This is a genomic window from Nocardioides daphniae (genome assembly GCF_004777465.1).
Taxonomy (GTDB): domain Bacteria; phylum Actinomycetota; class Actinomycetes; order Propionibacteriales; family Nocardioidaceae; genus Nocardioides; species Nocardioides daphniae.
In genome coordinates this window covers 1,976,173-1,990,114 of record NZ_CP038462.1, presented here as the reverse complement: position 1 = coordinate 1,990,114, position 13,942 = coordinate 1,976,173, and the positions used below count along the sequence as shown (strand labels likewise).

11 protein-coding genes and 1 pseudogene are annotated in these 13,942 nt (G+C 68.2%); 2 read left to right on the top strand and 10 right to left on the bottom strand.

Annotation, left to right across the window (positions count from 1 at the left end; all coding sequences use genetic code 11):
* Positions 1–195 precede the first annotated feature (195 nt).
* The 9 genes and pseudogenes from pglX to E2C04_RS09725 form a co-directional block, all read right to left on the bottom strand.
* Positions 196–3,015, bottom strand: a complete 2,820-nt coding sequence (pglX, locus tag E2C04_RS09755; RefSeq protein ID WP_202977736.1) for a BREX-2 system adenine-specific DNA-methyltransferase PglX — start codon at positions 3,013–3,015, stop codon at positions 196–198.
* 310 nt (positions 3,016–3,325) lie between these two features.
* Positions 3,326–3,802, bottom strand: coding sequence for a hypothetical protein (locus E2C04_RS18680; protein WP_202977735.1), 477 nt, complete (start codon positions 3,800–3,802; stop codon positions 3,326–3,328).
* Entirely contained in the window at positions 3,799–4,029 is a 231-nt protein-coding gene (locus tag E2C04_RS09750) for a hypothetical protein (protein WP_135832438.1), read from the bottom strand. Before E2C04_RS09750 ends, E2C04_RS18680 begins: the two co-directional genes overlap by 4 nt.
* A gap of 61 nt (positions 4,030–4,090) precedes the next feature.
* Complete coding sequence (locus E2C04_RS09745) at positions 4,091–5,947, bottom strand: serine/threonine-protein kinase (protein ID WP_135832437.1); 1,857 nt, start codon at positions 5,945–5,947, stop codon at positions 4,091–4,093.
* A 17-nt stretch (positions 5,948–5,964) separates the two neighbouring features.
* Entirely contained in the window at positions 5,965–6,303 is a 339-nt protein-coding gene (locus E2C04_RS21995) for a protein kinase domain-containing protein (RefSeq protein WP_420873106.1), read from the bottom strand.
* Positions 6,304–7,586: 1,283 nt separating this feature from the next.
* Positions 7,587–7,910 (bottom strand): annotated as a pseudogene (locus E2C04_RS22320) (nuclease-related domain-containing protein); the annotation flags it as partial.
* 118 nt (positions 7,911–8,028) lie between these two features.
* The gene (locus E2C04_RS09735) at positions 8,029–8,343 is read right to left on the bottom strand and encodes a hypothetical protein (RefSeq protein WP_135832435.1); all 315 of its coding nucleotides are present in this window, start codon (positions 8,341–8,343) and stop codon (positions 8,029–8,031) included.
* 34 nt (positions 8,344–8,377) lie between these two features.
* Positions 8,378–8,935: a KH domain-containing protein gene (locus E2C04_RS09730; RefSeq protein ID WP_135832434.1), complete on the bottom strand. Its 558-nt coding sequence runs from the start codon at positions 8,933–8,935 to the stop codon at positions 8,378–8,380.
* Positions 8,932–9,120, bottom strand: coding sequence for a hypothetical protein (locus E2C04_RS09725; protein ID WP_135832433.1), 189 nt, complete (start codon positions 9,118–9,120; stop codon positions 8,932–8,934). The genes E2C04_RS09730 and E2C04_RS09725 overlap by 4 nt, the downstream gene beginning before the upstream one ends.
* 421 nt (positions 9,121–9,541) lie before the next feature.
* Between E2C04_RS09725 and E2C04_RS09720 the strand changes: the two genes are divergently transcribed.
* Positions 9,542–11,752: an NB-ARC domain-containing protein gene (locus tag E2C04_RS09720; protein WP_135832432.1), complete on the top strand. Its 2,211-nt coding sequence runs from the start codon at positions 9,542–9,544 to the stop codon at positions 11,750–11,752.
* Positions 11,753–12,271: 519 nt separating this feature from the next.
* The gene (locus E2C04_RS09715) at positions 12,272–13,336 is read left to right on the top strand and encodes a tetratricopeptide repeat protein (RefSeq protein WP_158630653.1); all 1,065 of its coding nucleotides are present in this window, start codon (positions 12,272–12,274) and stop codon (positions 13,334–13,336) included.
* A 166-nt stretch (positions 13,337–13,502) separates the two neighbouring features.
* Here the strand turns inward: E2C04_RS09715 and E2C04_RS09710 are convergent, their stop codons facing one another.
* Complete coding sequence (locus E2C04_RS09710; protein ID WP_135832430.1) at positions 13,503–13,769, bottom strand: hypothetical protein; 267 nt, start codon at positions 13,767–13,769, stop codon at positions 13,503–13,505.
* Between the last annotated feature and the right edge of the window lie 173 nt (positions 13,770–13,942).

Here is a 13,942-nt window from a genome sequence, read left to right as displayed (position 1 = left end):
GCGTGACGACGTAGTCCTCCAGGTGCGGGTCGCGGCGTCGACGCCACGGTGCAGCTGGAGCACGAAGTCGTCGGCGTGCACCTGCTCGGGCACGTGGATGGCGTCGGCGAGCAGGAGCTGCGGGTCGGGTGCGGTCACGGGGTTCTCCACGGATCTCGTACGGAGGTGGGTGCGCTGGTCAGGAAGGGCTGGGTGTCAGGTGGCGCGGCGTCGACCCCGGGTGGGGGCCGGCGGTCGCCAGGCGTCGAGCTCGGCGGGCGTGACGCCGAGCTGCTGGGCCCAACTCTCGCTCATGCTGCGGATCACCGCTGCGGGGCTCTGGCCGAAGCGGGGGTCGATGTCGCTGTGCCACTGGTCCAGCCATGGCTGCAGCTCGCGCAACCCGGCGAGCAGCGGCACGAGCTCGTCGGTCTCCGCGCCCATCGCCTGCAGCTGGCCGAACTCCCGCGCCAACGCCTGCGCCTGCTCGGCGTGGTCCCATCCGGCCCACCCGATGACGGGGGTCGAGTCGCCGGTGCGACGCACGCCGGGATAGCTGATGAACCGTTCCTTGGGCACATCCAGCTTGCCGCGGGCCTTCCAGTAGCCGCCTGCGCGGAAGTCGGTGGGCTTGTACTTGGGCGGCACCGGGATGGTGACCTGCTCACCGGCGTCCTCGCGTCGCTGCAGCTCCCACACCTCCTGCCACGCCCGGTACTTCTCGATGCCGGGCTCCTTGTAGCGCAGCGCCGCCAGGTGCGGCACCGGCTCCTCCTTGAGCAGGTCGCCCAGCACCGCGGTCAGGTCGACAACGTCCGTGCCGGCCAGGAGTTGGGCGCACTGGGTGAGGAACGCGTCGTGCCTGACCGCGTCGGCCAACTCACCGATCGAACGGGTCAACGGCGCACCAGAGGGGTCGAACCACAGGTCGCGCTGCTCCAGACGGTCCAGGATCGCGTCGCGGAGCGCGTCCTTCAGCAGCGCGTGCCAGCCGGGGGTCGCCCAACGGCGCTTGAACTCGGGTCGTTCCAGCAGTCCGATCGCCTTGTCGGAGGCGATCAGGTCGAGGCGACGCTGCACCAGCTCGCGGTAGTCGGCTGGCCAGTGCTCCGGTAGTTCGGTACGTGGCGTGGAACTGTGGCGCTCGAACCACGCCGTCTCCTCGGCGCCCTCGGCGACCTTGCGTGCCAGGGCGGTCTCGAAGGCCCGTTCACCCAACGCCAGGTGCCGCTCGTCCTCGGTCCATGACCCGGAGTAGGTCAGGTCGTCGTCGATCAATCCGTAGAGCCGGTAGACCTCCCAGTCAAGTTCTTCCTGCTCGAAGACCATTCGGGCGCGGGTGGAGTGCCACGCGACTTGGCCCCGAGCAATCAATGCGGCGACGTCGTCGCTGGCCCGATCCAGCAGTGCGCTGGGGCTGGTGGCGCTGAGCGTGGTCGCCAGTTCATCCAGGCGGCGTCCCCGGGCGCTGGGCAGCGTGTCGGGAAGCGGGAACTCCTGGAGTTTGGTGCCGGTGAACTCATATCGCGGTTCCCAGTCCTCATCGCCGATACCGCCGCCGATGCCGCCGTTGCCCTTGTTGTGACTCACCTGCTTCAACCAGAAGCACGCCGTGGACGAGTTCAGTACGCCCAGCAGGTCCAGGTGGTCCTGCTCCGTTGCGGACTCCGGCAGTTTGATTACCGGCGCGGACTGCTTGAAGACTTTGCCGCCGCGGTCGAGTACGAAGTGGTTGTGGGTTGCGACGAAGGCGAAGGTGATGGACCACGCATGGGCTCCCACGTCCTTGGGTACCTGATGCCAGGCATACCAGGGCCTGCCTTCGCTTCGGTATGTCGCGCCGCCGAAGAGTGCTCGCTCAGCGAGATCGTTACGCCAAGGCCAGAGATCCATTAGGGCCTCTGTCAGGGTGGTATCCAGCAGTTCCTGGTCTTCGTACGGAAACCACGTCATGGTTGAAGTACTGACTGCGTAATCGCGCACGTTTTCGCCCGCAGCCAGGTCCGGGTAGTGCGCCTCGACAACTCGCTGACTCGAGCGCATGTGGCGGGGACGGGTGAACTGTTCGTCCGCATGACTCATGGCCATGAAGCCGATGCGCACAATTCGCGCGTCGAAGCGGGAGCAACCGTGCTCCAGAAGTCCTACCAGCGCGGTGGCCTGGCCACCTGACAGCGACCAAGGGTGTGACTGAAAGTCCGCACGCGCTACGTCTCGAACGCTGATGTACTTGCCCTCGTGACCAGGGGAGTCCAGATGAGTTCGAATCTCCGCCCACACCAGTCCATGAGCAGGGTCGGCTGGCTGTCCCGGTTCTCCGCGCACGCCAAGAACCGCCCGGACGTGCTCAGTCTGCGGCCGCCGGCGGCGTCCGACCAGGATCACGGTGGGGGTGCCGTGACCAGGAATGTAGGCACCGGAGGTGTCGACGACATGGGTGAGATCCACTGGGTTGCCGAGGTCGTGGCCCGACAGCAGAGTCTCGATCGGCTTCTTGCCGAACTCACGCTTCATGAAGGAGTTGGCGGTGATCTGACCGCTGTACCCAGCGGACTGGCGTCCGTCGGCCTTGAGGAGCAGTTTGAAGAACAGTTCCATGAAGGGGACGGAGAGAACCCACAATCCTGAGCAGGACGGGTAGATGGTCCGATACAAGTCCTTTAGGACCTTGTCCTTGACCGTGATGTAAGGCGGGTTGCCCACCACCACGTGGTACCTGCCGGGCTTGAGTATGCCCTGGTAGGCGGACAGATCCTCGGAGTCGTACTCGTAGACCGAGTCGTCCTCGTCGTCGATCCCGAGACTGATCTCGAGCTGCTTCTCGTGGGTGCCGAGCAGGGCGTCACCAACGGCCAGCCGGTAGGCGAACTGCGGCGCCTCGACGAGGGAGCGGGCGCCGATGGCCTGCAGGCCGGCGACTGTGAGCCGGAACCGGGCGATGGCGACGGCGAAGGGTTGATGTCCACGCCGTGGATCGAAGCCATGGCCCGCTGCACGCGGTCGCGCACGTCGAGGGCGGGCGCCTCGTCGGCCCATTGCTGGTTGAGCCTGGCGAAGGCGCCGAGCAGGAAGTGGCCCGACCCGCAGGTCGGGTCGATCAGCTTTAGGCCCTTCAGCCCGAACTCCTCCACCGCGGGGGTCAGGGTGAGGTCGAGGATGAACTCCTCGACGAAGTCCGGGGTCTGCAGCAGGGCGTACGTCTTCTTCGCGTGCTCCGACAGCTCCTGGTAGAGGTCACCCAGGAAGCGGGTGCCGAGGTCGGGGTCGGTGAAGTCGTGCACCAGCTCGCCGGCAGTGTCAGTGGTGCGCCAGAAGGTGACCAGCCGGTCCGCGGCCTCGGCGCTGATCAGGGCCGTCCAGACGGGGGAGTGGTCCGGGTCCACCAGCGACCGGCCGGCGGTTGGCTGGCCAGCACCGAGAAGGCCTGCTGCAACCAGTCCCGACGGTTGGCCGAGGGGTGGGCGGTGAAGTAAGCGGTCTCGTGTTCGATGGCACGGGACAACAGCACCCCGGGGCCGGCGATCCACGGCTGGGGCACCAGGCGCCCCTGCCCGTCGCGGGCACCCGCCAGCAGGTCGTTGTCCTCGCAGAACCGGATGAAGGTCGAGGCGACGATCCAGGCCACGGCTGCCTGGTCGACCTCGTTGTCGCGCCACGTCACCCACGCGTGACCGGTGCGGCCCCGCTCCAGCGCGGTGCGGTGCTGCTCCCGCAGCCGGGCGCCCCACGGGTCATCCGCGTCGTCGGCACGCTCGCGCAGGTCGGCCTGGAGCAGCTTGAGCTGTCCCTTGAGGTCGGCGAGCAGGGCGGAAGAGGTGATCACGCAGTGACTCCTGTGGGTGAGGCCAGGTCGAGATGGGAGGGCAGGTCGAGGACACCGGAAGGGCCGAGCGGCACCGGCTGTCCTTCGAGGTGGGGCACGGCCATGGAACCGTCGCGGGCTACCAGCAGCCAGCGGGCGGCCGGGCGCGGGGTGCCGACGTCGAGCAGGTCGGAGAGGTGGTCGCGCATGCCGTAGCGCGCCAACGGGCCGGCATTCACTACCAGCACTGGCCGCTGAGTGGCGATCGCCTCGGTCCACCGGGCTCGAGCGCCTCACGCACCAAGGAGGTCAGTTGCTCCCAGTCGAAGGAGTCGTGCTCCGCGGCGTCGGCCTCCAGCACGACCTCCCACGGCACCTCCTGATCGGCCGCCAACGCCCGACTGGTCTCCACCACCATGAGCGAGACGTCCACGACCTCGACGTCGTAGAGGGACGCCAGCCTGTCGATCGCCTGGAGGTAGCGGTGCGGCGCCACGGCCAGGGCGACGGGAGCGTGCGTCCGCAGGGACGTACGCAATGTGCGGTCCACTTCGACGGCGGAGGTGGAAGCCACGCTGGTCGCGTAACCGGTGACCGACTGGGAGACGTCGGTGGTGTCGCGGGCGGCGTACTCGGTGCCGTTCCAGGCCATGCCCGGCAGGGCCTGCAGCACCAGCGGGTCGAGCTCGGGGTGGCTCGGATCGTCGCCGCCAGGTCGGGGAAGCGAGAAAAGACGCGGCGGCGCACCCACATCTCCGAGATGACTCGCCCCGGTCGGCCGCGCAGTGCATGGTCGATCGCGTCGGCGACCGGCAGGCTGCGCGGGTAGAGCTCGCCGAAGCCAGAGACTGCCGCCGTGGTGGAGGTCGCCGCGGCGAGCCGCACCAGACGCTCGTCGCTCAGCTCGACCAGTCGGTCCTGGGCGGGGGGCAGGAGGGAGCGCAGGTCGGCGCGGGCCCGGGCCGCGGGCACGACCCCGTCGGCGACCAGGTCGTCGGCGCGCCGCCCCAGGGCCACGGCGATCTCCGTGAGCGCGTCGGCCGACAGGTGCGCGCGCTCGCCGGTTGGGGCGGTGGGGTCCGTCTGGGCCGACTCGGTCAGCGCCACCAACGGGGTCGCGCCGGGGGAGGGGCGTCGGATGGTCAGCCGGGGCTCGTCCTCCCGTTCCTCGACCTCGAGGGCGGCGCGGATCAGCGCTACGGAGTGGTCACGGCGCGCCGTGCCTTCCAGCTGGGAGCCGAGCCGCCCGGCCAGCGCCACCGCCAGCTCAGTCAGCGTCATCACACGACCGTCGCCGGCGAGCAGGGCGACCAGGTCTGCGCGGACCTGGGCCACGGAGTCGAGCTTGGCCCACCGTTTCGCGGCTCGGTTGAGCGCCGAGGTCATCGCATCCTGGCTGACCCCGGCGTGCTCCGCGGCCTGGGCGACGGTCGGCCACAGCGGCGTGGGACCGGGCTCGTGGTCCAGCCCGACGAGGGCTCGCAGCGGGGTCTGGTCGGACTTCGAGCTCGACGGCACCTGCAACAGCACCCGCACCACACCCTCGACGCCGCGGCCCGGGACGACCTCGACGCTCGAGGGTGCGCTGAGACGCTCACGCCACTCGCGGATCCGCCTCTGGATCTCCTTGCGGTAGTGCTCACCCAGGCCACGCACGGCGTTGATCCGGTGAGGCGGCACGCCGAGCAGGTCGCCGACCGTCAACACGTCGAGCCGCAGCACGCCCGACAGTGCCCGGGCGCTCAGTCCCGCACTGTTGAGCGGCGTGGCGAGCGAGGCGGCAGCTGCCGCTTCGTCGTCGCCCCCGGCGCCGTCGGTGCCGGCATCCAGATCGGCGAAGACCGCCGCCCAGGCCTGCGCCATCTCCGCGACGCCCGCGTAACGCTCGGGCGCCTTCGGGGCCAGCGCCCGGCGGAAGAAGTCGGTGAGTGGCTCGGCCACCGCGTCCTCGAAGCTGGTGGACATCACCACCGGCGCCTCGTCGGGCGTCAACGGACCGTTGGTTCCCTCGGGCCACCACAATGGGTTGCCCGTCGCCATCTCGAAGAGAGTTGCCGCCACCGACCAGAGTTCCGCGGCCCGGTCGTACTGACGGCGCTGCGACAAGTAGGGGTCCAGGTAGCCGGGCGTGCCCGAGGTGGTGTTGTCCAGCGGCTCACGCGCCAACGACAGGTCGAAGAGCGTCAGCCGCGGCTTGCGGGTGCCGGGTCGGGCGAGATCGCCAGGTTGGCGGGCTTGATGTCGCGGTGGAAGAGCCCCTGCTCGTCGAGGTGGGCCACAGCCTCGAGCAGGTCACGGCCGTAGCCTTCGAGCTGCTCGATGGTCGCCCGGCCCTCTGTGGCGATCCGGGTTGCCAACGTCTCCTTGCCGGCGTCGGAGAGGAGCAGCGCCGTGCGCCCGTCGATCCGGATCGGGCCACCGATGAGCCGCACCACCCGCGGGTGGTCGAGCTGCTCCAGCACCTCGGCCTCGACCGCGAGCCGTTCCCCGGCGGCGTCGTTGCGCGCCACCTTGAGGATGATCGGACGGGTGTCGTCACTGTCGTAGTCGACCGCCAGCAGCGCCGTCCCCGTCGAGCCCTCCCGCGCCGCTCCAGCACGTCGAAGCGGTCGGCGATGACCGAACCGCTCTGGGCATCGAGGGGGTCCGCGACCGGCTGCGGGTCGCGCTCGGCCGGACGGACCGCGCGCGCTGCAGCGTCCAGCTCGGTGAGGAACTGGTCGACCGACGCGGTGCGCTCGGGCTCCGCGAACGCCGTGGCGCGGCGTACGACATCGGCGTACTGGTCCGGGATCTCCGGGGTGAGGGAGCTCGGGTCGAGGCCGTCGTCGCGGGTGAAGCGCGCCTGCAGGTCAGCCAGGGTGGTCGCGGGCGGCTCACCGGTGAGGATCAGGAAGGCCAGGGCACCGAGGCCGTAGACGTCGAGCGGGATGCTGGGCAGCTCCTCGGCGCCGTGCAGCGCCTCACGGGCCAGATAGATCCAGTCGTCCTGGTCGACCGCGCCACGTACGTCGGTCAGGCCGGCTGACAGGGCCGTCACCTTGGTGCGGGTGCTGGCCTCGCGCTGACCCGTGTACCAGTCACGGATCCGGATGCGGGGACCACGGGAGTCCTCCTCGCGCACCCACACCCGGTTGGGTGCCAGCGCCCGGTGGGCCAGGTGCCGGTTGTGGGTGTACCGCAACACCTCGCCGATCTGGCGGATCAGCGCGATGCGGGTGTCGAAGTCGAGGGAGTCGCCGCGCGACGCCAGGAACTGGTCGAGGGGCTGTGCGCCCGGCCAGTCGTCGAAGAGCAACGCCGGACCCGAGTCGGTGACCAGGTAGTCGAGCGGACGGTCCACTCCGTCGTGGTGCAACGGTTCGGTCAGACGCAGCTCGCGCCGGGCGCTCGCCTCGATCCGCTCACGCTCGTCCGGAGACGACTGCGGCGGCAGGTCGAAGAGCCGCAACCGGCGCTTGGTGTCCATCACCGGGTGGCTGACCACGAAGTCCTGCCAGTCCTGCCCGACGGCCACGGGGTCGCCGTCGTCGAGGACGTACTGCCCAATCCTGCGCTGACGCGGCGTCGCGGTGAACCCCGCCATGTCGCACGCCTTGCGGGCAGCGGTGGCGGTCGGACGGTCGACGATGTGGTGCGGGTTGTCCGGCTGGCTGGCCAGGAAGGCGCCCAGCGTCGGCAACCCGCCCGTCAGCTGGTAGCCGTCCAGCGCGAGCACGTTCGTACGCCCCAGGCCGTCGAGCTCGATCGAGGACCCGTGGCCGTGCATCACCACCAGCGCCCCTAGATAGGGGACAGGAGCGTTGGGGTTCACCTGCTGCAACAGGCTCTTGAGCCGCTTCGCCTTGCTGATCGTCAGCTTCAACGGGTTGGAGTAGTGGCGGACCTGCCCCCCCGGCGTGATCTGGTGCCAGCTCTGCTGGTTGCCCGCGACCGTACCGTGCCAGCCCTTGAGCTCGACCACGAAGAAGCCGCGCTTCGTGAGGAGGAGGACGTCGACCTCCGCGGCGCGGCCGTCGAGGTCGAGGAAGGTGAGGTTGACCCAGGCGCGGGTGAGACCGTCCTCGGGCAACAGCTCACGGAACGCGTCGAGCGCGGCCTGCTCCGCCGGTGAGGCCGGCTCGCCCATGAGGATCCAGTTCGGAGAATCTGGCTTCATCGGTGGGTTGTTCCTCTGCTGGTCCTGGGCGTGCGCCAACCCTATCCAGATGGGACGGGTGGTGTGGGTGGTTCGACGGTGAATCGGCTCAGAGCCGGTCGATCCAGGTGTCGTCCTCACGCTCGTCCCAGAGGGAACCCTCGCTGCGCTGCGTCCTGCCAGCGTCGCGCCCGAGCGAGCTGATCACCCGCAGCGCCTCCTCGGAGGTGAGATGCCGAAGGGAGGCAAGAGGGCGACCGGCGTGCTGCTCGATGAGGCTCTTTCGGGCCTGCTGGTCGGTGAGGCCGCGGGCGTCCAACGCGTTGCGGAGCAGGTCGACCTGCCAGTCCGCGATTTGGGCCGGGGCGGGGTTGCTGGTGGGGGGACTCGAGGGCACGTCGTCGCCGAAGAGAGGAGTGTCCATTGGGGGATGGTAGTTGCCGGCGCTGGCCAGGGGTTCATGCGCTCCGGATGAGCTCATGGATACGGTGCTTGGCCTGTTCGAAGGGGCGGCGGTTGTCGGCGCTCAGGTGCACGACGTTGTCGTCGATCCAGACCCGGGCACCGGTGGACTCACGGATGCTTCGGATCGTGGCGCCCTGACGTCCGATCAGCCTGCCGACACACTCCGACGGCACCTCGAACCTGGTGGTGTGCACCCATGCGGTCGTCTTCAGGACGACTTCGGCCGTGGGCGGCCACGCCGCGTGGGGCTCACGCACCACCCACACCTTGAGGATGCGCTCATGGAAGTCTTTCTCGAACCGCATGCTCGCCTGGGCGAGGTCGTGCTCCATCCGGTCCGGGGTCGCGAGCGTGGCCTCGACCTCGTCCCTGCTGACGCCTCGCTCGACCATGCGCTGCCTGATGTGCCGGGAGTAACGGCGGCGTAGGTCGGCAGGGAGGCCGACGAGATGCGTGGACTGTGGTCGCTTGCGGGTGACGGCCACGAGGACCGCCACGACGATGAAGACCGCGGCACCGAACATGATCGGGTCCAACACTGCGGAGCTCATGCTCCTGCCCTCTCGGTCAGCGCCTGTGCTGCAGCGACGCGGTGGTCAGGGAGGAGCGTGACGCTGGTCGCGGCCAGCCGTAGGCGACGGCTCAGCTTGCCGGGTTGCGCGAGGACGTGCACACGAGCGACCTCGGCGAGCTCGACGAACGCGTGGTCGCCGCTGACGACGACCAGGTCGGTCACGCCTGCCTCGGCGAGTACACGCCCGGCCTCGATCAGGGCGATGTCCGCCGCGTCCGGCGAACTCTCGACCAGGGTGAGGCCGCCTCCGAAGCTGCTCAGCGCCGCCGCATGTCGCCGCAGGATGCTCGGACCCGTCGCGGTGCGGGTGTGGTGGGGACGGCTCCGAGGTGTCCCCGCACGATGGTGAGGAGAGTCCCGGCCTCGCGGCTGCTCAGCGGGTCGTCCTGGATTAGGAGGTTCTCGATGTCGACCAGGGCGGCGAGCCGCGAATTAGGCGATGAAGTGGGCTTGGGGGGTCTGCATGGCTGTCTCCTGAGCTGCTGAGTGATTCGGTGAGACAGACACTTCGGCCAGGCACAGGAGGCATCAACTTCTTCAATGCCTACCGTGCCCAGCCCTGTTCGCTGGCATCATCTGGTCCGTGTCCACCTTTGAGCTGGAGATCACCGCGGACCTCGACCACGGGCTGAGGGAGGTGCTGGGAGAGGCGCCCGCCACAGCAGACGCCGTGGTGGTGCTCGCTGCATTCCTGGACTCCATGGCGAAGGGGCATGGCCTCAGCGAGAACGGCACCGTCGACGACGACCCGGTGGTTCGTCTGGGGCTTCCGGGGGGTCTCGACGACCTATTGACGTGTCTTATGGGGTACACCACACGCATCACCGCTGACCTGCTCCGCGAGGGTCTCTACCTCGCACTCACCCAGGTCGCTGCCGACCAGTCCGCCAGGAAGATGCTCAACAAGTCGCGTCCCCTGAGCGAGGAGGCCGTCCTTCTCCTGGGGCAGATCTACTGGAACATCGAAGCCAGTGAAGCTCGGTCACTCCTCCCGATCAGGCCACATGTCGGTGGCGGTCGCCTGGTCGCAAGAGACATTCCCGTCCCCGGCAGCACAGCCGACTTCGCCACGATGCGGTGGACGGCGCGTGCCAACCGGAAGTGCTCAGGCAAGTCGGCGGGTCAAGGGTTCCGCAAGCAGGGAGCTCGACTGGTCGTGCTCGTCGCCCAGCGCATCCTCGCCGGCCGCACCACGGCGTTGGACGGGCCGGTGTCTGCCTCCGTCACCGAGGACGACGAGAGGCTTCGCTCCCTCACATGGACCTGGGACGAGCCGGACGCTCGGTCGGAGACCCTCGTCAACCCGCCGTCGTGGCGGGGGAAAGACACTGACGACGTGACTGGCGACGCGCCGATCTACATCGGGCCGCTGCCGGACGTCGGGCCTGGGTACCAGAGCCGCTTCGTCGACTTCGAGATCGGGCACCACTGGGCGACCAGTGGCGAGCGGCGCGTGTGGCTGACGGGTGGCCCGGGCTTGGGCAAGTCCTACACCGCACGCAAGATCATGGAAGACGCCCTCCGAACCCGGCAGGGGGAAACCCTGCTCGTCTGGGTGGAGTCCGCTGACGTCGCCGCAGTGCACGACGCCCTGGGCAAAGTCGGTGAGGCCCTCCGCGCCCGTGGCCTGATGCCCACTGCAGGAGGGTCACGATCTCCCGACCAGGAGTCCCGCGCGGTCCTGGACACCCTTGCGACGAGTCCATGGAGGTGGCTGGTCGTCCTCGACAACGCGGAGGCTGACGCGCTCATCGCTGCGAATCTTCTTCCGACAGGGACGAACCCCTGCGGCCGGACGCTGGTCACCACGACCAGCCGGTCGCCGCGCATGCGCCGCAACGGCCAGGTCTTCGAGGCCGCACAGTTCCAGCCTGACGAAGCCCGTGAGTTCCTCCGGAACAACGTCCACGCCGGACGCACGGGACGATCGGCCTTCGCTGCGGCGACAGATGCGGAGCTGGATGCCGTGGCGCAGGCGGTCGGCAACCATCCCCTGGGGCTGGCCATCGCGGCCGGCACGATCTCCACGAACGCCCTGACCATTGAGGAGTGGCTCAGGGAGTTTGCGTCAGAGGCCCCGTTGGACCAGGTGGCAGACGAGCTGGACCATGGTGGCTACCCCCGGTTGATCGCGGCGACCTGGAGGATGGCACTCGCGAAGGCGAGCCAAGGCCTTCCCGATGGGCTGGCGGAGCGTGCTGCGCTCGTGGCAGCGGTGCAAGCCGCTGATGGACACCCCACGTGGCTGTGGGACACAGATGCGGTGGCTGGCTGGGTCGCGGGAGGCAACACGCTCGAGCGGCGCCACGGAATGCCGAAGGTGGTTCAACGACTGATCGACCACCACGTGGTCGAGCTCCAAGGATCGTGGTCAGATGGCCGTCTGCGCATGCACCAGCTCGCGTCCCGTGCGGTCCGGGAGCACGTCGCCGAGGCCGTGGTTGCGGAGCTGGTCGAGCTTCTGTGCCTCGAATGGGTGAAGCGACTCACCGTCACTGAGCCGGAGGTCGGAGTCCTCCTGGCCAACGTCGACGCCCTCGCCTCTGTCTGCGGACCTCACGCGCAGGCACATGTACTGCTCACGCGCTCAGGGCGTTCGTGGACCGGCCTGCGTTGCCCACGGTGGCGCTCATGTTCCAGCGAGTACGTGACATCGCGCCGGCGCTCCTCGCAGGTGGGGCGGTGGGAGGAGCACGCTGGGCCGAGCTGTGGTTGGAGCAGAGTGACGAGCTTGAGCGGGCCAACGTCGGCGAGGACGTCATGGCGGCATGTGGGCTCGAGACGCCTGCCTTGATGCGGCGGGAGGCCGTGGCCGTGCTGCAAGCCCTGCTCGCAGATATGGACGTGGACGTGGACCGGTCGCTTCGCGCCACGCTCGTATGTCGATTGGCCGAGGGGCAGGAGAGGCTTGGCCAATGGGAGGAAGCTCGGGCCGGGCGCGACGAAGCGGTGCGGTTGTACGAAGGCCTCATCCGGGAGTCGCCCGATCCTGATTCCTCATGGGTCTCTGCTCTCGCGTCACTGTATGCAGCGAGCGGCTCGTCAGACACGCGAGTTGACCTTGCAGCAGCTGCAGCGAAAGAACTCGAGACCCCGATCCTTAACCCTGTCCCTGGCGATGAACGCTCACTCTTTCTCGTCGCCACGCTATGGCGGCGAGGGCTCAGCTCCTCAACGACCTCGGTCGGAGATCGGAGGCCAAGGAGTGCTACCGGAAGGCGGCGGCGAATCTCGAGGGAGTGAGTTCGTTCAAGCAAACTGTGCGTGGGTGGCTGGTCGCGCTCGGGGGCTGCACATCCGTGAACAAGAGTGGATGGACGCGGAGAGCTGTCTGCAGGCCGCACTCGGCGAACCGGACCTGACACGCGAGCGTGTGCTCCTCGGCAGTGTGCAGCTCCACCGGGGGCGTCAGGATGCTGCGTGGTCGACGTTGTCCGATGATGACATCCAGAGTCGGGGGGCTGCGGCCAGCGGGTACGCGAGCGGCGAGCCTCTCGAGCTGCCATTGGCGGTTCGTGAGTTGATGGACGCCGACTGGACGTCAACCATCGTGGAAGTGAACCGGCTGGAGCTCCGGAAGATCGCCCTGAAAGCAATGTCCAGCAGCAGGTGGAGTGACGCTGCTTCGCTCTACCGCTCACTTCTCGACCACCTTGAGGCGCATCCCCAGCCTGATCAGTGGGACCAGGAGCGGGACGTGGCGGAGTGCCATTCCGCTCTGGGCCTATGCCTAGTGCAGTCCGGGGATCTGCGTGACGCAGTTGAACACCTGACGCGAGCTCTGCGGATCAAGCAGGTGCTGGCCGAAGCTGGTGCCGACGGGGGCCCGTCCCGCTCTCGCGCATGGTTGGATCTCACGCTGCTGCGGAACGCCCACCTGAGTCTGAAGGAGTGGCACGAAGCCGTCGAAGTGTCCACTCGCCTGCTTGACCTGTACGCGGTGGAGCATGACCAACATCCACTGGACTTCCAGGTCGCAGAACGCCTGGGGGAGACGTTGTCCAAGCTTGCTGCGGCGCACTGCATGTCTGGCAAAAGGGCCGAGGCGGTCGTACCCGCAGAGCGTGCCGTGTCCGTCCTTGACACGGCCGTCGAGCGTCATCCTGCTGAGAACGGACTTCGACGCGTCCTCATCAGCGCCTTGATAGTCCTGGCAGACGCGCTCGACGACGATGAAAGTTCCTGGGTCTGCTACCGCCGAGTCGTCGGCATCTACGACCACCTGCTCGCCGCAGACCCGGGAAGTGAGGATGACGCCTTCGTGGAGTTCCTGAGCTTTCTGGCCGCCGAGCTGGAGGCGAAGGGTGATCCCGAGAGTGAGGTGTTCCGCGCTCGAGCAGACGAGATCAGGGAAGCACGTGAAGGCGGGGCAGGATGATCGCTGTTCCGGCCGCAAAGGTAGGCGGTGGGTCTGCACACGCGTTGAGTTTCGGGATCCGAGTCCTTTCTCAGGGGAACGGTATCCGCGCCGCTGCTTGATGCGGTTGGTGTTGTAGAAGCCTCGATATCGTCGAAATCGCCGATCTGAGCAGGCCGCGTAAGGGCTAGGTCTGTCGGCGGTGGATCCATGCCAGTTGGCGCTTGAGTGTGGCCCAGGTCGACTCGACCGCGGCACTGTCGTAGCCGTCGCCCGTCGACCCGAAGGAAGCGGTGATCCCGAGGGTCTCGAGTCGTTGGCCGAAGGCCAACGAGGTGTAGGCCGATCCTCGGGTCGGCGTGGTCGATGACGCGCTGGTCGGGTCGGCGTCGCTCGAACGCCATGACGAGGGCGTCGATGACCAGGTCGGCGTCGGGCTGGTGCCCATCGCCACCCGACGACGCGGCGGGAGTAGAGGTCGATGACCCCGGTGAAGTGGAGCTAGCCCCCTCGGGCGATGAGGTTGATCTGGGACACCTCGGCATGATGAACGACCTCAAGTGCGCAGCCGACTGGGCAGCCAAAAGAAGCTTGGTACATCGCGCACGGATATCGGCCGTACGACGA